This is a genomic window from Burkholderia sp. LFS061 (assembly GCF_047978125.1).
GTDB classification, from domain to species: domain Bacteria; phylum Pseudomonadota; class Gammaproteobacteria; order Burkholderiales; family Burkholderiaceae; genus Burkholderia; species Burkholderia pyrrocinia_C.
Genome location: NZ_JBFPFS010000002.1, coordinates 241213 through 261975 on the forward strand (window position 1 = coordinate 241213; position 20763 = coordinate 261975).

Below are 20763 nucleotides of genomic sequence, written 5' to 3' on the forward strand. Positions count from 1 at the left end.
CGCCTCTCCGATGCGACCTCCCACCGACTACGTCGCGCTAGCGCGCGACGACCTCTGCGTTGGCGTTCCGCTCGGCTTCGATCTCTACGATGCCGACGGCGCCGCGCTGCTGCCGGCCGGCACGACGCTGAGCGATGCCGCGCAGCATGCTTTCCTGTTCGACCATTTCCGGCCCGTGCGCATGCGCGATGACGCCGATGCCGAGCCGCGCGCGCATGGCGCGGTGCCGCCCGCCCCGCGCATGGGGCTGTCGGCCGGTGCCGCGATCGGCATCCGCCGCCGGGTCGGCACGACACGCGGACTGCAGCGCTTCCGGCTAATCGGCGTCGCCGCGTCGGGCGCGCTGTTCGTCGAGCCGCAGCCGGCGGCCGTGTTCGACTTCGCGCGCGGCGACGACATTGAAGCGGTAGCGATCGGCCGGGCCGCGGTGTCCCGTTTCGGCGCGACGGTCGAGTCGGTGCAGGAGTCGGGCGCCGCGCGGTTCATGATCCTGTCGCCGCCCGGCTTCGTCGACCGGCTGCGTACGCGCGCGGAGCCGCGCGTGCCGGCGCGGATCGCGGCCTGCTGCACGGGGGGAGCCGACGGGGTGGAAGGCATCGGAATGGTGCACGACATCAGCCTGAGCGGGCTGTCGATCGCGGTCGACCGGACGATCGCCGCAAGCGGAGAGCCGTTGCGCGTGCTGCTGCCGTACGCGGCGGGCGACCGCGTCGAGCAACTGGCGCTCGACGGCACGGTGCGGGCCGTGCATGCCGATCCGGCGGCGCCGGCACTGACGCTGCATCACGCGGCGTTCGGCGAGACCGGCGCCGACGATCTGGTCCGCCTCAAGGCCCTGCTGTTCGACAGGCTGATGGCGTCGGCGGACATCGATCAATCGCGCTGACGCGTGGGCCGCGCGCGCCAGATGCTGTATCGCAGCATTCGGCGTATGAATGTCGACAATCGTCTGATGATTGAGGCTATTCCGGCGAAATTGTACGGTTTCCGTCAACAGTGAATTTGCGATTTAAGTATTTACCCTGATAGTCACCCCTCCTAGACTTCTACTCATGCGCAACGACCCCGAGTCCGAAGCGCCTGACAAAACAATCCTGGAGGTAACGCATCATGAAATCGCTGATCAAGGCAGTTGCACTGGCCGCCCTGGTGGCCGCACCGGTCGTCTCGTTTGCCCAATCGAACCAGCAGCCGCTGACGCGCGCGCAAGTGCGCGCCGAGCTGGTCCAGCTCGAAAAGGCCGGCTACAACCCGAACGACTGGGTGAACTATCCGGAAAACATCCAGGCCGCGCAGGCAAAGATCGCCGCAGCGCAGAACACCGGCGCGCAGGCTGACGCAACGGGCTACGGCGCGAATGCCGCCGCGACGTCGCAGTCGGGCCAGCGCGTGGTCGTGCCGGCCGCCGCCGATCGTTCGTCGGTGTACTTCGGCCACTAAGCGGGCCGGCGCCCGCAACGGTGCCCGGTTTGCGGTTTCCCCAAAACCCGTGCACGGTATCCGTGTACGGGTTTTTCGTTTCCGCATGACCGAATGAGCCGGGGCGAGCGCGGTGCGCCTGCCTGGCATTACGACGCGGTGCCCGCGCGGCGGGCACGAGTCGCGAGCACGACCGCGACGCCACCGAGGATGGCGGCCGATGCGAGCGCGAGCCGCCAGGTCGGCTGTTCGGACAGGAACAGCACGGCGCCGCACGCGGCGATCGGCGGCACGGACAACTGGATTGCCGCGGCGCGCATGGCCGTGAGGTGCCGCAGCGCGGCATACCAGACGACGTAGCCGAGGCCCGAGGTGAGCGCACCGGAAAGCACGGCAAGCGCGACGCCGGCCGGCGTCACGCGCATGCGGGCGGCGAGCGCGACGCTCAATGCGAGCGCCAGCGGTGCGGCACGCAGGAAGTTGCCGGCGGTCGCCGCGACCGGATCGGCAGGCTTGCGGCCGCGTATCGAATAGATGCCCCATGCAATGCCGGCGACGGTCATCAGCGCGGCGCCTTGCGGCGTCGGCGCCGCGAGCCCAGGCGACACGAGATACAGCAGCCCGCCGAGCGCGACACCGAACCCGGCCCAGCCCGCCGGGGCGAACCGTTCGCCGGCGCGCCATCCCGCCGCGAACATCGTCAGTTGCACGGCGCCGAACAGGATCAGCGCGCCGGTTGCGGCACTGACGGTCAGGTACGCGAACGAGAAGCACGCGACATAGGCGAACAGCATCGCCGCCGCGGGCCAGTCCGCGGGCGGGGCGGGCCGTCGCGCACCCGCGCGCGCAACGATCGCGAGCATCAGCGCGCCCGACACGAGGCGCAGGCTGCCGAAGCTGGCCGCGTCGATCCGCCCGGCCTGCAGCGCGAGCCGGCACAGCAGCGAATTCGACGCGAAGGCGAGCATCGCGACGGACGTCAGCGCGGCGACCCGCACGCCCGGCCGTACGTGCAGCGCGAATGCGGAGGCGGGCGGGCGCATCGCGGGCCTCACGCGTGGTTCGCGACGATCAGCATGGCCACGCCGAACAGCGCGGCGCCGAGCGGCGCCGTGAGCTGCCGCCCCCACGCCGCATTCTTTTCGATGGCCATCAGCGCGGCGAGCGACAGCATCCAGCCGAGACTGCCGGCGCCGACGACGAACATCAGCAGCATCAGCGCCCAGCAGCACCCGACGCAGAAGAGCCCGTGGCTTGCGCCCAGCGCAAATGCGTTGCGCAACGGCGTGCGGCCGCGCCAGCGGCTGATCACGAAACTGAAAGGGGTGCGGCACCGGTCCAGGCAGTGTTCCTTCAGCCAACTGAACTGAAATGCGCCGGCGAGCGCAAACACGGCCGCGCCGATCAGCCAGCCGCGCCACGCGAGCGCCGGCACATGCGCGACGCCCGTCAGCACCAGTGCATGCAGGCCGTGCGCGACGAGGCCGAATCCGCTCCACACGACGACGTAGCCTACGCCGACGAGCGCGAGCAGGCGCGCCTGGTCGGGGCGGTTCGCGACGACGCGCGCGAACGCATTGAACAGCGCCAGCGTCGTCGGCAGCATCATCGCAAGGATCATCAGCGTCCAGGCGGCCGCGTCGAGCACGGCCGGCAGCCATAGCGCGCCGCCCGGCAGCGCGCGACAAAGCGCGCTGAACGGTTCGGAGGCGGCACCGTCGCCGTGCTCGAGATAACGCCCGTACGGACTGCGCGTCCACGCCCACAGCGTGATCCACGCGAATCCAACCAGGCTCGTGAGCACGAGCGGAAACAGGCGCCGATGCAGCGACGCTGCCATGGCCGTTTCCGTGCGATCGCGATTCACGCGTCGAACAGGAACGTGCTCTGCAACGCGTTGTGATTCTTCAGATCGACGTCGATGCCGATCGCCGCATTCTTCGACCGGTAGACGGGCGCCTTGCCGACGAACACGGGGGCGCCGGGCACGGTCGAGAACACGGTGTCGGTCAGCGTCGTCTGCGCGCCGCTCGGGCCCAGGTACGGCTCGAGTTCCGCGTGATAGTCGGTGCCGATCGACAGCGTGCCGCGCGCGCCTTCGACGTCGAACCGGATCGGTGCGCGCTCGATCGACACGACCTTGCCGATCAGTTTCGCGAGTTCGGCGATCGGGCCGCCGGCCTGTCCCGTATAGACCTTGAGGAGCGCCTGCTCCTGCTCGTCGGACGCCGTGTCGCTGACGTAGATCGCAGCCGTCCAGTTGCCTTCCAGGATATTGCCCGGCACGCGGCACACCGCGGCGATCGTGTTGCCGCCGACGTCGACGCCGTCGACCGTGCCCTTGTCGACATGCCATGCGACGATGGTGTCGCACACGCCGAAATCCGGATCCTCGCCGATCCAGCACGGGCACAGTACGCGACAGTTGCAGACCTCGAGCAGACGGCCTTCCAGGTGATAGCTCATGATTTCCTCCAGAGAGCGACGGCGATCGCGCGTTGCGCAAGGCAGAGGAAACCGGCTGACGAAACGTCACGCCCGCTCGGCGGCACGAACGCGAAATGCGCTGAGAAATGCGCGGAAGCGGGACGGGATGGACGCGATAGCGCTGGCCTGAAGCGGCGTATCAATTTTTCCAGTGTAGGTGCGCGTGGATGATATGCAAGCCGACGCGCGAGCATGATGCCGGCTGACAAGCGGACGCGCGTGCGCTAGCATCGCGGACGGTGTCGCCGCGCGCCGAGGCGCGGCAGGGGCGTCATGCTCCGCACCGGCTTCCACGACTTCAACGAACAACAAGGAGCATCCATGCGTGTCTTGACCGGTCTGCTGTGCTCGCTGGCACTCGCGGCGAACGTCGCCCATGCACAGGCGAATTGTGCGGACGCAACGGATCAGGCGACGATGACGGCGTGTGCCGATCGCGCGTACAAGAAATCCGACGGGGATTTGAACCGGACCTACCAGGCCGTCACCGCGCGCCTGCGCGATGCACGGCCGCTTGCCGACAAACTCGTGAATGCGCAGCGCGCGTGGATCGCGTACCGCGATGCCGAGTGCAGTTTCTCCAGCGCGAACGCCGAGGGCGGCAGCGTGTATCCGATGGTCGTATCGACCTGCCTCGACGATCTGACGAAAGCGCGTACGGAAACGCTGAAGGCCTATCTGTCCTGCGAGGAAGGCGATCTCGCATGCCCGGTGCCAGCCAGGTAGGAAAAGTCACGAACCGTTACCGGCCGCATGCCGCGCGGCCGGTCAAGCCGCCATCCGCTGCTACACGTCGTCCGTTACACGTCGTCCGTTTCGTCGAGCAGCTTGTGCCGCATCGCGTAACGCACCAGCGCCGCTTCGTGCGGCATCTGCATCTTTTCCAGAATCCGCGTCTTGTAGGTGCTGACCGTCTTCGCGCTCACGCACAGCGCGTGCGCGATCTCGGTCAGCGTCTGGCCGGCGGCGATCCGTCGGAACACGTCGAATTCGCGATCGGACAGCCGCTGGTGCGGCAGCGTCTCGGCCGGCTCGTTCAGGCTCTGCGCGAACTGCTCGGCCATCGCGAGGCTCACGTAGACGCCGCCCGACGCCACCTTCGTGACCGCGCCGACCAATTCGGCGCTCGCGCTTTCCTTCGTCAGATAGCCTGACGCACCCGCGCGGAACGCGCGTACCGCATATTGCTGTTCCGCGTGCATCGTCAGCACGAGCACGCGCAGCGCGGGCTTCTCGTCCTTGATCTGCTTGATCAGTTCGACGCCGTTGCGGCCCGGCATCGACAGGTCGAGCACGAGCACCTGCGCGGGCGTCGAGCGCACGAGCGCGATCGTCGACGGGCCGTCGCAGGCTTCGCCGGCCACCTCGAATCCGCTGGCGTTCTGGAGGATGTGCCGCAGACCGTCGCGCACGAGCGTATGGTCGTCGGCGATGAGCACCTTGATCATGTGATGAGGGTTTCCTGTTGGACGGTACTGAGCGGTAACGCGACGGTAATCGAGAAACCGCGCGCGAGCGCGGTGTCGATCGTCACGGTACCACCGAGCATGTGCGCGCGTTCGCGAATGCCGATCAGGCCGAACGATTTGTCCTCGTGGACCGTGCCGCCCGGCGCCGCGCCGCGGCCGTTGTCCGCGACGCGCAGCACGCAGAAGCCGTCCTCGATGTCGAGCCGCAGCGCGACGCGCGTCGCATCCGCATGGCGCGCGACGTTCGTCAGCGCTTCCTGGACGATCCGGAACAGCGTGGTCGCGCCCGCGCTGGTGAACGTAAGGCCGCCCGTTTCGATGTGACGCTCGACATCGATCCCGTAGCGGTTCGTGAAATCGTTCGCGAGCCATTCGATCGCGGGCACGAGGCCGAGATCGTCGAGCATCACCGGCCGCAGGTCGGCCGCGATGCGCCGCACCGACGCGACCGTCGCGTCGATCAGCCGCCGCATGCCCTGCAGGTGCGACAGCATGCCTTCGTCCGGCTGCGCGCGGCCGGGCACGCGCAACTGCTGCTCGACCACCGACAGGTCCATCTTCAGCGCGGTGAGCTGCTGGCCGAGGTCGTCGTGCAGCTCGCGCGCGATGCGCGTCTTTTCTTCTTCACGCACGTTCTGCAGGTTCGCCGACAGTTCGCGCAATTCCTCGCGCGATTGCTTCAGCGCATTCTCGGCGCGCAGCCGCTCGGTGATGTCACGCAGCATCACCGTATAGAGCTTGCCCGACGCGTCGCGAATCTGCGAGATCGACGCCTCGATCGGAAATTCCTCGCCGCTGGCGCGCAGCCCGAACAGCACGCGCTGGCGGCCCATCTGCCGCTCGGAAACGCCCGTCACGCCGAACTGGTCGACATGCCTCGCGTGCGCGGCGCGGAACCGCTCGGGGATGAAGCGCGACAGCGGCGCGCCGATCGCCTCCATCGCGGACACGCCGAACACCTGCTCGGCCATCGGATTGAAGATCACGACCGTCTGCTTCTCGTCGATCGTGATGATCGCTTCCATCGACGAACGGATAATGCCCATCATCCGCGCTTCGTTGAGGATGCCGCGGCTGCTCGCGCCGGAATCGGCCGTGGCGCCGGACCGGCTGCGCATCAGCGCATGGACGAGCGCCGCGAACGCGAACGACGCGATCAGTCCGGCGGCAAGCACGGTGCCGGCCGCGCGCTGCGCGCCGGTCGCGCTCGGGCGGCCGTCAGCGGAATAGGCGAGCGTCAGCACGGTGCCGCCGAAATTCAGCACGTCGGTGCGCCGTAACAGGTCGGGCGAAGCCAATGCCTCGTCGGTCGTCGTTTCGACGCTGGCGATCGCGCGCGGATCACCGCCGGCGGTCATCCACAGGTCGATTCCGCGTTCCGCGTCGAGTGCGCGCTCGACCAGGCGCCGCGGGCTCAGCGCCGCGAACAGCATCCCGTCGGCGCCGGCTTCGCGCGTGCCGGACGGCGTGGCGGCCGCATGCGGCGAGGTGCTCACGGGCAGGAACAGTGTGAGGGTGCGCGCGTCGCGGGACGTGTCGTCGTCGGCCGGGTGAACGCCGAGCGCGATGTCGCCGGTTTGCAGCGCGCGCGCCAGCGGCGCCGCGTCGGACGTGCCGAAGCGCACGACGGGCGAACTCGACGGGGGCGCGCTGAGCGCCGCGGCCGCGAGCGCGCCGCCCGGCATCGGTTTCGAGCCGGCGAGGGCGCTGCGTGTCGCGGGCGGCAGCGGCACATAGCCGATCTGCCGGACCGGCGAGCGGCCGCTGTCGAGATCGAGCGTCTCCGCATACCGGCGCCATTGCTCGGGCGTCATTTCCGGGACGAGGCTGAATGCGCCGCGCGCGCCTTCGAGCACGGCGACGCCGGACTGCAGCTCGTGGCGCAGCATCGCGGTCACGTGCGTCGTGCGGCGCTCGAAGCGCGTGCGGACGGCGCCTTGCCACTGCTCGCGCACCAGCAGCGCGACGCCGAGCGACAGCACCGCGCCGGCGCACAGCGCGACGATGCCAGCCGCAAGCGGCTGGCGTAACATGCTCTGGAGGCGCGTGGGCCCTCGGGAATCACGCGTCGGGGTTCCACTGGCGGTCATTCGATGGCCATTCTGTTGTCGGGGCGGCCCGCAGCACTCGGGCAGCGCGGCAAAACCGGGCAAAACTCGCACCGGCTGCGTACAGCGTCTATTTTGAAGATGAAATTGTGCGCGTTTTACACGTTTTATGTAATAGGGTCGGCTGAAAATGCGGCAAACGGCACGGAGCAGCGGGTGCGCCGGCCGCGCTTGACGCGCGTCAACGAGCGCGTCGGCACGTGGGGCAGACTGTTCGGCAGGCGAGCCGGCACCGGGCCGGCTTGCGGTAACGGGCCGTCGTCGTACAACGCGCGACGCATGCCCGGTCGGAGGAACGGACCATGTACAAGCGGATTTTCGTCGGGCTCGACGGCGGCCCGAGCGCGCGTCTCGCGCTGAACGAGGCGATCCGGATCGCGGCGGCGTCCGGCGGCGAGGTCACCTGCGCGTATGTCGTCGAGCATCGGCCGCAGCTCGTCGACGTCGACGCGGGCTTCGCAGCCGAGCGCGATGGCGATGCGGCGGCCACCGCCGCTGCGACGCCGGTGCTCGACGCTGCGAAAGCGGAGCTCGCTCAGCAGCACGTGCCGGGCACCGTGCGCGCGCTCGACGCGTACGGCGAGGATGTCGCCACGGTGCTGATGCGCACGGCGGCCGAAACCGATGCCGACCTGATCGTAATGGGCACGAGCGGGCGGCACGGGCTGCGCCGGCTGTTGCTCGGCAGCGTCGCGGAATCGCTGCTGCGCACGGCCGACCGGCCCGTGCTGCTGGTGCGGCACAGCGAGCCGGGCGCGCCGGCGACCGCGTGATGCATGCGGTGCGTTGCTGACGCATGAGCGGTTGCGGGCAGGAGACTGCCGCCCGCCTGTGCCGGATGTCTGCCTGATGGAACGCGCGACGCGCTGATCGGCGCAGCGCGCGTGAGTGCGTCTGTCGCGTTCGACGCATGCGTCGTCCGGACGAGAGGGCGCCCCGGATGCGCACGCATAGGCGCCATTGCACGCCCGCGGGTTGCATCCCGACCCGCAGTTCTGGCAGCATCGACCGTGTCCGCTTCCTCGCCGCGCGCATGGCCGCGGCGATCGACGCAGCGGCATCCGGCGGCACCCGGTCGCATCCGCGACGAACCGGGCCGTAGCCGGATGCCGGTTTCTCACGTTACCGACGTCATCCGCCATGCCGATTTCCGCCACCGACCTGATCCGCCAGTTCGACCTGCAGCCGCACCCCGAGGGCGGCTATTTCCGCGAAACCTACCGTGCGGCCGATTCGGTCGTGCGTCCGGCCGACGGCGCACCGCGCGCTGCATCGACCGCGATCTACTACCTGCTTTGCGACGGCGCCTATTCGTCGTGGCACCGGATCCGTTCCGACGAGGTCTGGCATTTCTACGCAGGCGATCCGCTCGAAGTGTGGGTGCTCGACGAGCGCGACGGGCTGACGATCCACCGGCTCGGCAACCCGCTCACGCATCCGGGCACGGTGTTCCAGACGGTCGTGCCGGCCGGGCGCTGGTTCGGTGCGCGCTGCGCGTCGCCGGAGCATGTCGCGCTGGTCGGCTGCACGGTTGCACCGGGGTTCGAGTTCGCGGAATTCGAGCTGGCCGACGCAGCCGCGCTGGCTGCCGCGTTTCCCGACTACGCGGAGCATGTTGCAAGGCTCGCGCAGCGCCCGGACGCGTAACTTGGTGCAGCCGTCGGCCTGAAGCCCGTGACGGTCGCGTGTGTTCCGCGCGATCCCGGTCAAACCCGTTTAGAATGCCCGTGATGCACAAGGTCTGCTGCGGACGTGCCGCGGCGGCCGTTGCGCAGCCGGTCCGACGGCCCCCGTCGCGCGGCCCGCATGTCTTCCAGGAGCGCCGCCGTGTGGCACTTTCCCATTGCAATTCCATCGTCGCTCGGCCCGTGGGCCGTGTTCGCGAGCGTGTTGATCACGCAGCTCGGCGTGCCGGTGCCGGCCGTGCCGATGCTGATTCTCGGCGGCACGATGGCGGCAATGGGGCAGGCGTCCTGGGCCAGCATGTTCGCGGCGGCGATCGGCGCGACGATGCTCGCCGATTCGCTGTGGTTCTTCATGGGCCGCACGCGCGGCCGGCGCCTGCTGAACGGCCTCGTGCGCTTCTCGCTGTCGCTCGACACGACGCTGCGCTTCGCGCGTAACGTATTCGAAAGATACGGCGCGCCGCTGCTCGTGCTGTCCAAATTCCTGCCGGGCCTCGGCCTCGTGTCGGCGCCGCTGCTCGGCACGACCGCGATCGGCGTGGGCGTATTCCTGTTCTGGGATCTGGCCGGCGCGTCGCTGTGGGCCGCGTTCTGGCTCGTCGGCGGCGCGGCCATTCACGACCAGATCGTCCAGTTCGTGCTGTGGGTGCGCGCTAGCGGCGGCACGATCCTCGACGCGTTCCTCGCGATCTTCATCACGTTCCTGCTGTACCGCTGGGTGCGCCGCGTGCAGTTCCGCCGCTATCTCGCGCAGGTACGCATCTCGCCGCCGCAGCTCGTCGAGATGATGACGTCGGACGAGCCGCCGCTGATCTTCGACGCGCGGCCGCGCGCGATCCGCGAACGCGAGCCGTACCGGATCGCCGGCGCGGTGCCGGTCGATCTCGACTCGCCGGATCTGCTCGACCCGGAAATGCTGAAACGGCCGATCGTCGTCTATTGCGTGTGCCCGAACGAGGCGACCGCGAAGCGCCTGATCGCGAAGATGCAGCGCAAGAAGATGATCCACAACATCCGCGCGCTGAAGGGCGGCCTCGATGCGTGGGAGAAGCACGGCTATCCGGTCGAGCCGCTGCCGGCCGATCTCGATTCGTCGCGCTATTTCGTGCGCCCCGAACACGGCGCGCTCGAAGGCGAATATACGGTGCGCGCGACGCTGTCCAAATAAATGCGTGCGCGGCGTCGCGCGCATTCGAATTCCGCCAGCAGTTACACGCATCGCGATTTTGCGAAAATCGGCTGGCGTGAAACCTCCGATCATTCATATAATCCCGCCTGCATATTGCTGCGCATGATCGCGCACATTCGACGCGCGTTCGTTCGCGCCGAAAGCGATTGATCCCGTTGCCGCTCGTCACGCGCACAGCCGCGTCGCACGGGCCGCACGGGCGTATTCCGTGAAAGGCCCGATCCGTTTTCCGGATTGTTCAGGAGAATACGGATAATCCGCGGCGATTCCAGTCGGATTGACGCAGTATTCGTGTCGTTTCTCATTCTGAAAACGACGGCGGAGATTATTTCGTTTTCGGCTGCCGGGATCGGCATGAACGGTCGCGCATTGACATCGACACAATGACGGCGGCCCGCGCGCGGCTGCCAGGAGACGGACTTGAAACAACCAGAAGACCAGTTGCACCGCGGGCTGGAAGAGCGGCACATCAATCTGATGGCACTCGGCGCGACGATCGGCGTCGGCCTGTTCCTCGGCTCGGCCACCGCGATCCGCACGGCCGGCCCGGCAATCCTGCTGACCTACCTGCTGGGCGGCATCGCGATCTTCCTGATCATGCGCGCCCTCGGCGAGATGGCGATCACCAATCCGGTCGCCGGCGCGTTCAGCCGCTACGCGCGCGACTACCTCGGCCCGCTCGCGGGCTACCTGACCGGCTGGACCTACTGGTTCGTGTGGATCGTCACCTGCATGGCGGAAATCACGGCGGTCGGCGTCTACATGCACATGTGGTTCCCCGGCGTGCCGAACTGGATCTGGGCGCTCGCGGCGCTCATGGCAATGGGTTCGGTGAACTTCATCGCGGTCAAGCTGTATGGCGAATTCGAGTTCTGGTTCGCGTTGATCAAGATCGTCACGATCGTGCTGATGATCGTCGGCGGCGGGTTGATGATCGCGTTCGGCATCGGCAACGGCGGTGTCGCGACCGGCATTTCGAACCTGTGGGAGCACGGCGGCTTCATGCCGAACGGCATCGGCGGCGTGATCGCCGCGCTGCCGATCGTGATGTTCGCGTATCTCGGCGTCGAAATGCTCGGCCTCACGGCCGGCGAGGCGCGCAACCCGGAGAAGTCGCTGACGAAGGCCGTGAACTCGGTGTTCTGGCGCGTGCTGATTTTCTACATCGGCGCGCTGTTCGTGATCATGTCGCTGTATCCGTGGGACCAGATCGGCACGCAGGGCAGCCCGTTCGTGATGACGTTCTCGCGGCTCGGCATTCCGGCCGCCGCCGGCATTATCAACTTCGTCGTGCTGACCGCGGCGCTGTCGTCGTGCAACAGCGGCCTGTTCAGCACCGCGCGGATGCTCTACAACCTCGCCCAGCAGGGCCAGGCGCCGGCCAGCCTCGGCCGCGTGAACCGCAACGGCGTGCCGGTGTACGGCGTGATCGTGTCGGTCGCGCTGCTGCTGATCGGCGTGCTGCTCAACTATCTCGCGCCGCAGCACGTGTTCACGTGGCTCACGTCGGTGTCGACGTTCGGCGCGATCTGGACGTGGTGCGTGATCCTGATCGCGCAGATGCGCTTTCGCCGCACGCTTTCAGCCGACAAGATCGCGCGCCTGCCGATCCGCGTGCCGTTCTATCCGCTGGGTTCGTACATCGCGCTCGGGTTTCTCGCGTTGGTCGTCGTGCTGATGGCGTTCACGCCCGACACGCGCGTCGCGCTCGTGATCGGGCCGGTGTGGATCGTGCTGCTCGGCATCGCGTATGCGCTGTTCTACGCGAACCGTCCGGCGGCATCGGTGCCGACGAAGTCGTAAGCGGTACGGGCAGGGGCTGCGCGATCGTTGATCACGATCATGCGCGCGTGGGCCGGACGCCCTATGCTGAACGCATTGCTTGTCCGCGCTTCGCGTGGTCACCCGGCGATCCCCGCGACCGCGCCAGCCGTTCGGCCGCCCGGCCGTCGCGCGCCGCTTCCGCGCGAAGCTCCCGTCGTCGTTCCGCGACGACGCGCACGCACGGAGGCCTTCGCCATGCAGCCTGCTCATTCCATCCCGACGCTCGCGCGAATCGCGCTGGCCGTCGATCCAACGCCCGAATCGCTGGCCGCCGCGCGCTACGCGCGCACGCTTCTGCGCCCCGGCATGCGATTGCGCATCGTCTGCACGATCGACAACCCGCGCCTCGTATTGCCCGACATCCCGCGCATCGACGCGCTGCTGACGTCGGCGCGCGAGGACATGATCCGCGAGGCGCAAGCCACCAACGCGCGGATCGCGGCGCTGTTCGACGACAGCGGCATCGAGGTCGAGCAGGTCGTCGTCGATACGTCGGTCACGGGCGGCACGGTCGCCGATGCGCTGGTGAACGACACGCTGGCGTGGCGTGCAGACGTGCTCGTGGTCGGCGCGAATCCGCATCACGGGCTGCTGCGGCTCGTCGAAGGCGCGATGTCGGACACGCTGACGACACGCGCGCGCTGCGCGCTGCTGATCGTGCCGGCCGGCTATGCACGTCCGTCGGACGGCACGCTGCAGCGGCTGATGTTCGCGGTCGACGGCAGCGAGCCGTCGCTGCACGCGGTGCGTGTCGGGCTCGGCTTCGCGGCGCCGACGACGTTGCTGTATGCGGCGTACGTGATCGATCGCGCGGTTCGTCTGACGGATTTCGTGCCGGTGCGCGCGCTCGAGGATGCGTACCGGGCGGAGGGCGAGGATGCACTGGCGAAGGTCGGTCCGCTGTTCCATGCGACCGGTAACCCGACCAAGCGCGGTATCGTCGAAACGCGTCCGACCAGCGACGACGTGGCCCATGCGCTGATGCGCGACGCCGTGCACTGGCGTGCGGAACTGCTGGTGGTCGGCTCGCACGGCCGGCGCGGCATCGCCGCCTGGCTGATCGGCAGCGTCGCGCGCCGCGTTGCGCACCTCGCGCAAGTGCCTGTCTTGCTCGTGCGTGGGGCGGAGTGACTGGCGCGCTGTCACGCACGAAGCGGGTTTCGGTTGACCTGCATCAGAAACGTCGTGCGCATCGCGTGAGATATTTATGGAGCATCCGCCGACGCGGCCGGTCTGTCGTGCAAATGTAATGACAGTCGCGCATGAACGCGGGCATCGATCGACGGCGCGTTGGTCGCCGACCCATCCTTTTCAGGAGCCGCGCCTCGCCTTGCATGGCGCATCGTCCGACCCGGAACTCTCTGGCACGAGGGTAGGCAGCGGACCGCTGCCTTGGAGGACGGGCGGGGTGCGAGTCACCCCGTCCGCTTTCCGCATTGCCGGCCCCGTCAGATTTCTTTTCCCCGCAGGAACTGTCGTGAATGCTGCCGTGTGGAACGGCACGTCATGGCACGTCATGGCGCGCGGTCGATGCGGGCCGGCGGATGCTCGCGGCATGCATGGCATCGCCGTACATGCGCGGCACGCTGCAGGCCCTGTAGAAGCCAGGCCATCGCACGGCCCCGTGCCGTGCCTGCTAGAGGGTGCGAAGAATGGACCGCAGAGTGTGCCGGCGGCCGGCACCGCGGCGTACATGCGGATGCGGGCGTCGGCGCACGACATGCAGCGGTGCGCACACGCCGCATGTGCGATTGCGCAGCCGGTTCGCATGCGGCCAGCCGGGGCGCGCCTTGCGGCGCGACTCCGAAACGGCCGGCGCGTCGTCCGCGGCCCGCGCGCAGAGTGCCGCGGCGAACCGTTGCAGCGCGAGTACCGACCCCGCGACGCTCTGGTATTTTTCGCGGCCGATCTGCCCGTCGAGCGTGACGAGCAACCCGGCTTCGCGTGCGAGCGCGAGCAAGGTGTCGAGATCGTCGGACGGACGGATGCCGGCCGACCCGGCCCGGGCGGGCAGGGCGCGCGCATTGCCCGACGCGTGCCGCTGGCCGTCCCGGCCTGCGAAGTTGCGATGTGTCATGGTTGGTCTCCTGCGCCGGACCCCGCATGCCGGCTCGATGGCCGGCTGGGCGATGACCCGGTATGAACGCCTTGTTCATGCCATCAGTATCGGGCGGCGACAACGCGCTGCCAAGCAGCGTGCGCTGAAGTCGCTGTCAGGCATTGCGCGGTGCGTATCGGAATCCGCTGACACGCGTGGCGGCCGATCGGCGGGTGCGGTGCTATCTGCCGTGATCCGCGCGTTCGTTCCGACGAATGAGCGGGGTGCCGCAGACGTCGCTTGACGCATGATTTCGGCCGGTCTAAGTTTCCCAACTGCATCGGCGTCGCGCGGCGTTCCATCGTCAGCCCGTCGACCGGTGCCGCGCCCGGGGTGGCGTGGCAGGGCTTCCAGTTTCGTTCGCGGGCGGTTTGCGCCGCGAACCGGGCGCGGCCGGTCCGGAGACGGATCGGCACGGCGGCACGCAACGTGCCGTTGATCGCGCGCAAATATGCTCCGGCGCATCGCACGCCGCGCAGCCGTCCAGTCTCTAAACTTCCAGTACCGTCTTCTTTTCGTTCCTCGACCGTCAGGAGTTCGTCGATGTCCAAGGACAATTTGCTCGATTCACTCAAGGAAGCCGCCCAACAGCGTGCGATCGGCGCAGACCAGTTGCGCGCGATGCTCGACGACGAAGTGCGCGCGCTGTCGTCCGGCGCGCGTGTGCACGACTACATCCACGTGTTCGCGATCCGGCACCTGCGCGAACGGATGCGCCAGCAGGACGATCTCGACAGCGACACGCGGGCCGATACGTCGCCCGCTGAATCCGATCCGCGCCCGAGCCACCGTCTATGACGGGCGCTCGCCGCGGCTGACGCGGCGGGCGTTACCCGATCCGTCGCCGGGCCGCGGTCAAATCCCGCTCGACCTTCACGCATGCGGTCGACGGCGAGCCGGCCAACCCGAAACGCCCGGCGATTTCCGCGCATGAGGCCGTCGTCACCGTCGACGCGCCCGGCGACCTGCGCGCGGGCACCGGTCAGGCACCGCAGTCTCCTGACGATCCGCCGACAGCCGGCGGCGTTTCGTCATACATTTCGCTGAATTGTCGCAACGGCCTCAAGTAAGCGGCGCGATTGCCGTTTACCCGGTGAACTGGTCCACCGCGCGTTCGCGCTCCCTTACCGAGTCGTTGCCATGTTCTCCTCCATCCGCGCCCGCATCCTTGCCGCGTGCGTCGCCATCGTCGTATTCGCGCTCGTTGCCACCACGCTGATCAACTACTTCATCGCACGCTCGTACAACGACGACGCGATCGATCGCAACCTGACCTCCGTCGCGAGCGGCCACGTGGTCGGGATCGCCGACTGGGTCGCCACCCGGAGCCGGATGATCGCGTCGCTGCAGGATGCCGCGCTGGCGTCCGATCCGCTGCCTGTGTTCAAGCAGATGGCCGCGGCCGGCGGCTTCACGAACGTCTACGCGGGTTATGCCGACAAGGCGTTCCGCTTCTCCGACCCGACCGGCATCCCGCCCGACTACGATCCGACCGGCCGCCCGTGGTACAAGCAGGCCGCGCAGGCCGGCAAGCCGGTCGTCACGCCGCCTTACGTCGACGCCGGCACCGGCAACCTGGTCGTCACGTTCGCGGTGCCGATCCTCCGCGACGGCGCGCTGAAGGGCGTGGTCGCCGCGGACGTCGCAATGGACAGCGTGATCGCGAACGTGAAGTCGATCCACCCGACGCCCGCGAGCTTCGGGATGTTGATCGACAGCAGCGGCCATGTCGTCGCGCACCCGAACCCGAAGCTCACGCTGAAGCCGGTCGCCGACGTGTCGCCCGAGCTCGGCGCGACGAGCGCCGCGTCGATCGCGGCCGCGACCGCGCCCGTCGAGGTCAGTGTCGGCGGCGACGCGAAGCTGGTGCGCGCGCGGCCCGTGCCGGGCACCGACTGGTACGCGCTGGTGCTGCTCGACAAGACCGAGGCGACGGCCGGGATGCGCTCGCTGCTGACCGCGTCGCTGATCACGCTGATCGTGATCGTCGGCGTCGCGTCGCTGATCATCGGCGCGATCACCGCGACCGCGTTCCGCCGCCTGTCGCTGGTGCGTCAGGCGATGGCCGCGATCGGCTCGGGCGCGGGCGACCTGACGCAGCGCCTGCCGGCCGACGGCCGCGACGAAGTCGCCGACATCGCGCGCTCGTTCAACAGCTTCATCGACAAGCTGAACGACGTGATGCGCCAGATCCGCGACGCGAGCGAATCGGTGCGCACGGCTGCGAACGAAATCGCGGCGGGCAACCAGGACCTGTCGTCGCGCACCGAATCGGCGGCGGCGAGCCTCGAGGAAACGGCCGCTTCGATGGAAGAAATCACGGCCACCGTCGGCCAGTCGGCGGCAGCCGCCGGCCAGGCCGACGAACGCGCGGCAGCCGCGTCGCGGATCGCGTCGCACGGTGGCGTGGTCGTGTCGGACGTCGTCGCGACGATGGGGAAGATCGAGGAAGCGTCGGGCCGGATCGGCGACATCATCGGCGTGATCGACGGGATCGCATTCCAGACCAACATCCTCGCGCTGAACGCGGCCGTCGAAGCGGCGCGCGCGGGCGAGCAGGGCCGCGGCTTCGCGGTCGTCGCGCAGGAAGTGCGCAGCCTCGCGCAACGCAGCGCACAGGCCGCGCGCGAAGTGAAGGTGCTGGTCGAATCGACGGTCGCGAGCGTGTCGGCCGGGTCCGGGCAGGTGCGTCAGGCCGGCGACACGATGCGCGAGATCGTGTCCAACGTGTCGAACGTGACGACGATCATTTCCGAGATCACGCACGCGGCGAACGAGCAGACGCGCGGCATCCAGGAAGTGAATCGCGCGGTCACGCAGCTCGACGAAATGGTGCAGCAGAACGCGGCGCTCGTCGAACAGTCGACGGCGGCCGCAACCGCGCTGCAGTCGCAGGCGAACGCGCTGGCGACGACGGTCGGGCAGTTCAAGGTCGCATGACGCGGCACGCCGGATGCGCGGCCGTGCCGCTCAGGAGCGGCCTCGGTCGCGCATCAGCGCGAGCCGGTTGTAGAGCGTCTTCAGGCTGATCCCGAGCGCTTTCGCCGCGCGCGGCTTGTTGCCGTCGAAATGACGCAGCGTCGCCGCGATGAAGCGCTGCTGCGCATGGTGCAGCGTCGCGCCGAGCGGCAGCGCCATTGCGCTCTCCGACGTGCGGTCGGGCGGCATCGCCAGCTTCGGCAGCGCGACGTCGATGCCGTCGTCCGCCAGGATGTACGCGCGCTCGAGCGTGTTGTGCAGCTCGCGCACGTTGCCGGGCCACGAATACGCGCGCAGCGCCGCGATCGCCGCGTCGGTCAGCCGCTTGTGCGAGCGGTGCCGCGCGTTCAGCGTATCGACGAATTCCAGCGCGATCGTCTCGATGTCGCCGTCGCGCTGGCGCAGCGGCGGCACGTACAGTGCGAACGCGGCGAGGCGATAGAACAGATCCTCGCGCAACCGGCCGTCGCGCACGGCGTCGGCCGGATTATGGCGGGTGGCCGACACGATCCGCACGTCGAGCGGAATCGGCTCGGTGCCGCCCACCCGCACGATCGCGTTCGACTCGATTGCCCGCAACAGCTTCACCTGCAGCGCCGCGGGCATTTCCGCGATCTCGTCGAGCAGCAGCGTGCCGCCGCGCGCGGCTTCGAAAAAACCTTCCCGCTGCGCGATCGCGCCGGTAAAACTGCCTTTCTCGTGCCCGAACAGTTGCGACTCGGCAATATCGGGCGGAATCGCGCCGCAGTTCACGGGAACGAACGGGCCGTCCCGCTGCGCGCTGAGATCGTGCAGCCGGCGCGCGACGATATCCTTGCCGACCCCGCTTTCGCCGGCAATCATCACGCTGGCGCGGGTCGGAGCGATTTTCTCGATGCGGCCGAGCAGCGTGCGCATCGCGGAGGACCGTCCGGATAGCCGGCGGCCGTCTGCGCGCTGCTTCGACCGGTTTGCGGGTTCGACCATCGGCGTTAGCGGGCCGTTTTGAAAATCGGCATCACGTGTTCCGTTCATTGCAATATTTATCATCGACAGCGAAACGGCCGCGAAGGTGCCGCTGAATAGGAATTTCCAATGTGTGCGGCGTGAGCGGAAGGAATCGCCCATCGGTCTTTCCGCAAACCCGTGGAACGATCCACCGGCGCCTTTTTACAGAAACCCGATGAAAAAGCCGGTTGCGATTGCATTCCTCCCGGGCGGACCGCGACTTCGACCGGTGCAGGACCGGCTGCGGCCGAACAGACTGCCGCCATGACGCCGGTCCGACCATTCTCGGTCCGGACACCGCCCCAGGTCCGCATCGGGCATGTTGCTTGCTGATACCACCATGCTCGCTCGGCACGCTCGACGACAATGCCGGATGGCCGACAAGCGGCACGATGCCGCGCGACGGGAGCCGGCGCGATGCAAGGATGCAATGAGGACCCTGAACCGTGAGCTGTTACGGCAGGGTGCATGGGTCGTGCTGGCCATCGGGCTGGCGTCCGCGCTGCAGGCGTGGGCGATTCGCGTCGTCGGCGAGCACGCGCCAATTGCGCCGCTGCCTTTCTATGCGGCCGTTGCGGCTGCTGCGTGGCTGACGTCGTTCGGCGGCGGCCTGGCCGCGACCGTTACGAGCGTGGCCGTGATCGGCATGCTGTGGTGGCGCGATGCGCCGCTGGCCACATTGCTCGCGCAGGCCGGCACGTTCGTCGCGATCGGCTTCGTCGAGTGCGTGCTCGTGACGGCCGTGAAGCCATTGCTCACGAACGATCGTCCGCGTCTGCGCGAAATCGACGACGACGGCCACGGCAATGCCCGCTCGCCGCGCCGCGAGCCCGCGCCCGCCGCTCGGGCGCCTGACGACAGCCAGCTGCGCCGTGTGGTCGACGCGTCGCCCGATGCGATCGTCGGGGTCGACGCCGCGCGGCGAATCACCAGCTGGAATCCGGCCGCGTGGCGGATCTTCGGGATCGACGCGGCGCAGGCGACCGGGCGCGACATCGTTTCGATGATCGCGCCGCGCTGGTTGCGGCGGCATCCGGTGCCCGCATCGTTCGCGAACCTGCATGCGCCTGTCGGGCCGCTCGACGTGCTGTGCGTGCGCGGCGACGGCGGCCGCTTTCGTGCGACCTTTGCCGCGTCGCCGATCATCGATGCGCAGGGCAACTGCATGGGCCTGTCGATGACGCTGAGCGAAGCGCGCGAACGCCGCCGCGACGAGCGGCGCGATCTGCGTTCGCTGCGCGGCGCGCGCGACGCGCGTGCGCAGGCCGACTCGTCGAACCGGCTGAAGGACGAACTGCTGGCCACGGTGTCGCACGAGCTGCGCACGCCGGTGAACGTGATCTACGGCTGGGTCGAGGTGCTGCGCAACGTCAACGGGCAGGGTTTCGCGCAACAGGCGATCGACGCGATCGATCGCAGCGCGCGATCGCTGTCTCACATGGTCGGCGACCTGCTCGACGCATCGTCGCTCGCGACGGGCCGGCTGCGCCTCGAACACGTGCCGGTCGATCTCGTGCGCGTCGTGGGCGACGCCACGCGCGAACTCGACGCGACGGTACGGGCGAACGGGCTCGTGCTGTCGACGGAGTACTCGATGCCGACCTGCGTGATTTCGGCGGACGGCGAGCGCGTGCGCCAGATCCTGTCGAACTTGCTGTCCAACGCGATCAAGTTCACGCCGCCGGGCGGGCGCATCACCGTGTCGCTGACGCGAGCGGGCGAGCACGTGCGGCTGTCGGTCGCCGATACGGGGCAAGGCATTGCGGCGGAATACCTGCCGCACCTGTTCGAGACGTTCAACCGGCCCGAAGGCGCGTTCGCTTCGCCGAAACGCGGCCTCGGGCTCGGCCTGTCGATCGTGCGCAACATCGCGCAACTGCACGGCGGCGACGTCGTCGCAACGAGTGCGGGCGCCGGACGCGGGACGACCGTGACGGTCACGCTGCCGGCCGGCTGGGACGCAGACGATCCGGTCGCACAACCGGTGCGCACGACGGGCCGGCCGGCCGCGGCCGCGCTCGACGGCCGGCGCGTGCTCGTCGTCGACGACGACGCGACGTCGCGCGCCAGCCTCGCCGCGGCACTCGAAACGATGGGCGCGCAGGTATCGACCGCGCAGTCGGGGCACGATGCGCTCGACGTGGTGGAACGGCATCCGCCGAGCGTCGTGTTGTCGGATCTCGCGATGCCCGACGGCGACGGCTTCTGGCTGCTCGACCGCATTCGGCATTTGCCGAGCGGCGGCGGACACCTGCCGGTCGTCGCGGTCACCGCGCACGCCGACAAGGCCGACCGTCACCGCGTGCTGGCCGCCGGCTTCGACGCATATCTGTGCAAGCCGGTCGACATGCCGACGCTGGCGAGCGTGATCGTCGACGTCGCGCCGGACGATTCACGCGACGGGAAAGTGCGCGACCGGTAGCAGCGGATACAGCGGGCGCATGGAGCAACGGCGCAGGACCGATTTCCTTACGTCGGCCGAGCGTCCCGAGTGACGGAAAACGCGCGGCCGGCCCGC

General features: G+C 68.6%; 19 protein-coding genes. 11 read left to right on the forward strand and 8 right to left on the reverse strand.

What is annotated here, in order from left to right; translation table 11 throughout:
• Nucleotides 1-10 precede the first annotated feature (10 nt).
• Both ACNQQL_RS02660 and ACNQQL_RS02665 read left to right on the forward strand, forming a co-directional pair.
• On the forward strand, nt 11-886 hold the full coding sequence (locus ACNQQL_RS02660; RefSeq protein WP_347063104.1) for a PilZ domain-containing protein: 876 nt from the start codon (nt 11-13) through the stop codon (nt 884-886).
• 224 nt (nt 887-1110) lie between these two features.
• The gene (locus ACNQQL_RS02665; RefSeq protein WP_034179562.1) at nt 1111-1440 is read left to right on the forward strand and encodes a DUF4148 domain-containing protein; all 330 of its coding nucleotides are present in this window, start codon (nt 1111-1113) and stop codon (nt 1438-1440) included.
• 128 nt (nt 1441-1568) lie between these two features.
• Here the strand turns inward: ACNQQL_RS02665 and ACNQQL_RS02670 are convergent, their stop codons facing one another.
• The 3 genes from ACNQQL_RS02670 to ACNQQL_RS02680 are packed head-to-tail and all read right to left on the reverse strand — an operon-like array spanning nt 1569 to nt 3885.
• Nucleotides 1569-2462, reverse strand: a complete 894-nt coding sequence (locus ACNQQL_RS02670) for a DMT family transporter (RefSeq protein ID WP_347063105.1) — start codon at nt 2460-2462, stop codon at nt 1569-1571.
• An 8-nt stretch (nt 2463-2470) separates the two neighbouring features.
• Nucleotides 2471-3259 carry a DUF2182 domain-containing protein gene (locus ACNQQL_RS02675; protein ID WP_204422889.1) on the reverse strand — a complete coding sequence of 263 codons (789 nt, stop codon included), beginning with the start codon at nt 3257-3259 and terminating at the stop codon, nt 2471-2473.
• A gap of 23 nt (nt 3260-3282) precedes the next feature.
• The gene (locus ACNQQL_RS02680) at nt 3283-3885 is read right to left on the reverse strand and encodes a DUF1326 domain-containing protein (RefSeq protein WP_072436771.1); all 603 of its coding nucleotides are present in this window, start codon (nt 3883-3885) and stop codon (nt 3283-3285) included.
• A gap of 342 nt (nt 3886-4227) precedes the next feature.
• On the opposite strand from ACNQQL_RS02680, the gene ACNQQL_RS02685 reads away from it, so the two are divergent.
• Nucleotides 4228-4632 (forward strand): lysozyme inhibitor LprI family protein, encoded by a 405-nt coding sequence (locus tag ACNQQL_RS02685; protein ID WP_347063106.1) that lies wholly within the window; start codon nt 4228-4230, stop codon nt 4630-4632.
• Nucleotides 4633-4706: 74 nt separating this feature from the next.
• Here ACNQQL_RS02685 and ACNQQL_RS02690 read toward each other — a convergent pair whose 3' ends face one another.
• Entirely contained in the window at nt 4707-5354 is a 648-nt protein-coding gene (locus ACNQQL_RS02690; protein WP_034179559.1) for a response regulator transcription factor, read from the reverse strand.
• On the reverse strand, nt 5351-7465 hold the full coding sequence (locus tag ACNQQL_RS02695; RefSeq protein WP_347063107.1) for a PAS domain S-box protein: 2115 nt from the start codon (nt 7463-7465) through the stop codon (nt 5351-5353). Before ACNQQL_RS02695 ends, ACNQQL_RS02690 begins: the two co-directional genes overlap by 4 nt.
• A gap of 320 nt (nt 7466-7785) precedes the next feature.
• Here ACNQQL_RS02695 and ACNQQL_RS02700 point away from each other — a divergent pair, with 320 nt between their 5' ends.
• From ACNQQL_RS02700 to ACNQQL_RS02720, 5 genes are all read left to right on the forward strand, one after another.
• A complete protein-coding gene (locus tag ACNQQL_RS02700) occupies nt 7786-8256 on the forward strand; it encodes a universal stress protein (RefSeq protein ID WP_072436774.1) in 471 nt (156 codons plus the stop codon).
• Nucleotides 8257-8623: 367 nt separating this feature from the next.
• Nucleotides 8624-9130 (forward strand): cupin domain-containing protein, encoded by a 507-nt coding sequence (locus ACNQQL_RS02705; protein WP_072436775.1) that lies wholly within the window; start codon nt 8624-8626, stop codon nt 9128-9130.
• A 180-nt stretch (nt 9131-9310) separates the two neighbouring features.
• Nucleotides 9311-10336 (forward strand): DedA family protein/thiosulfate sulfurtransferase GlpE, encoded by a 1026-nt coding sequence (locus tag ACNQQL_RS02710; protein WP_072436776.1) that lies wholly within the window; start codon nt 9311-9313, stop codon nt 10334-10336.
• A gap of 441 nt (nt 10337-10777) precedes the next feature.
• Nucleotides 10778-12160: an amino acid permease gene (locus tag ACNQQL_RS02715; RefSeq protein WP_347063108.1), complete on the forward strand. Its 1383-nt coding sequence runs from the start codon at nt 10778-10780 to the stop codon at nt 12158-12160.
• A gap of 216 nt (nt 12161-12376) precedes the next feature.
• The gene (locus ACNQQL_RS02720) at nt 12377-13312 is read left to right on the forward strand and encodes a universal stress protein (protein ID WP_204422893.1); all 936 of its coding nucleotides are present in this window, start codon (nt 12377-12379) and stop codon (nt 13310-13312) included.
• Between the two features lie 505 nt (nt 13313-13817).
• Here ACNQQL_RS02720 and ACNQQL_RS02725 read toward each other — a convergent pair.
• Together ACNQQL_RS02725 and ACNQQL_RS02730 are read right to left on the reverse strand one after the other, a co-directional pair.
• Nucleotides 13818-14258: a hypothetical protein gene (locus tag ACNQQL_RS02725; RefSeq protein ID WP_204422894.1), complete on the reverse strand. Its 441-nt coding sequence runs from the start codon at nt 14256-14258 to the stop codon at nt 13818-13820.
• An 83-nt stretch (nt 14259-14341) separates the two neighbouring features.
• Nucleotides 14342-14830: a hypothetical protein gene (locus tag ACNQQL_RS02730; RefSeq protein WP_347063109.1), complete on the reverse strand. Its 489-nt coding sequence runs from the start codon at nt 14828-14830 to the stop codon at nt 14342-14344.
• On the opposite strand from ACNQQL_RS02730, the gene ACNQQL_RS02735 reads away from it, so the two are divergent.
• Complete coding sequence (locus ACNQQL_RS02735; protein ID WP_072436780.1) at nt 14823-15077, forward strand: DUF3562 domain-containing protein; 255 nt, start codon at nt 14823-14825, stop codon at nt 15075-15077. The genes ACNQQL_RS02730 and ACNQQL_RS02735 overlap by 8 nt on opposite strands.
• Before the next feature lie 342 nt (nt 15078-15419).
• Nucleotides 15420-17219: a methyl-accepting chemotaxis protein gene (locus ACNQQL_RS02740; RefSeq protein ID WP_347063110.1), complete on the forward strand. Its 1800-nt coding sequence runs from the start codon at nt 15420-15422 to the stop codon at nt 17217-17219.
• A 30-nt stretch (nt 17220-17249) separates the two neighbouring features.
• On the opposite strand, the gene ACNQQL_RS02745 is transcribed toward ACNQQL_RS02740, so the two are convergent.
• On the reverse strand, nt 17250-18287 hold the full coding sequence (locus ACNQQL_RS02745) for a sigma-54 dependent transcriptional regulator (protein WP_347063111.1): 1038 nt from the start codon (nt 18285-18287) through the stop codon (nt 17250-17252).
• A gap of 388 nt (nt 18288-18675) precedes the next feature.
• Between ACNQQL_RS02745 and ACNQQL_RS02750 the strand changes: the two genes are divergently transcribed.
• Nucleotides 18676-20667 (forward strand): ATP-binding protein, encoded by a 1992-nt coding sequence (locus ACNQQL_RS02750; RefSeq protein WP_347063112.1) that lies wholly within the window; start codon nt 18676-18678, stop codon nt 20665-20667.
• Nucleotides 20668-20763: the final 96 nt, after the last annotated feature.

What these genes read in the sequence shown, in the direction of transcription:
- ACNQQL_RS02735 (WP_072436780.1), top strand. Translation starts at nt 14,823, where the DNA reads ATGTCCAAGGACAATTTGCTCGATTCACTCAAGGAAGCCGCCCAACAG.
- ACNQQL_RS02700 (WP_072436774.1), top strand. Translation starts at nt 7,786, where the DNA reads ATGTACAAGCGGATTTTCGTCGGGCTCGACGGCGGCCCGAGCGCGCGT.
- ACNQQL_RS02675 (WP_204422889.1), bottom strand. Translation starts at nt 3,259, where the DNA reads ATGGCAGCGTCGCTGCATCGGCGCCTGTTTCCGCTCGTGCTCACGAGC.
- ACNQQL_RS02720 (WP_204422893.1), top strand. Translation starts at nt 12,377, where the DNA reads ATGCAGCCTGCTCATTCCATCCCGACGCTCGCGCGAATCGCGCTGGCC.
- ACNQQL_RS02690 (WP_034179559.1), bottom strand. Translation starts at nt 5,354, where the DNA reads ATGATCAAGGTGCTCATCGCCGACGACCATACGCTCGTGCGCGACGGT.
- ACNQQL_RS02750 (WP_347063112.1), top strand. Translation starts at nt 18,676, where the DNA reads ATGAGGACCCTGAACCGTGAGCTGTTACGGCAGGGTGCATGGGTCGTG.
- ACNQQL_RS02740 (WP_347063110.1), top strand. Translation starts at nt 15,420, where the DNA reads ATGTTCTCCTCCATCCGCGCCCGCATCCTTGCCGCGTGCGTCGCCATC.
- ACNQQL_RS02680 (WP_072436771.1), bottom strand. Translation starts at nt 3,885, where the DNA reads ATGAGCTATCACCTGGAAGGCCGTCTGCTCGAGGTCTGCAACTGTCGC.
- ACNQQL_RS02670 (WP_347063105.1), bottom strand. Translation starts at nt 2,462, where the DNA reads ATGCGCCCGCCCGCCTCCGCATTCGCGCTGCACGTACGGCCGGGCGTG.
- ACNQQL_RS02705 (WP_072436775.1), top strand. Translation starts at nt 8,624, where the DNA reads ATGCCGATTTCCGCCACCGACCTGATCCGCCAGTTCGACCTGCAGCCG.
- ACNQQL_RS02745 (WP_347063111.1), bottom strand. Translation starts at nt 18,287, where the DNA reads ATGATAAATATTGCAATGAACGGAACACGTGATGCCGATTTTCAAAAC.
- ACNQQL_RS02665 (WP_034179562.1), top strand. Translation starts at nt 1,111, where the DNA reads ATGAAATCGCTGATCAAGGCAGTTGCACTGGCCGCCCTGGTGGCCGCA.
- ACNQQL_RS02725 (WP_204422894.1), bottom strand. Translation starts at nt 14,258, where the DNA reads ATGACACATCGCAACTTCGCAGGCCGGGACGGCCAGCGGCACGCGTCG.
- ACNQQL_RS02685 (WP_347063106.1), top strand. Translation starts at nt 4,228, where the DNA reads ATGCGTGTCTTGACCGGTCTGCTGTGCTCGCTGGCACTCGCGGCGAAC.
- ACNQQL_RS02660 (WP_347063104.1), top strand. Translation starts at nt 11, where the DNA reads ATGCGACCTCCCACCGACTACGTCGCGCTAGCGCGCGACGACCTCTGC.
- ACNQQL_RS02695 (WP_347063107.1), bottom strand. Translation starts at nt 7,465, where the DNA reads ATGACCGCCAGTGGAACCCCGACGCGTGATTCCCGAGGGCCCACGCGC.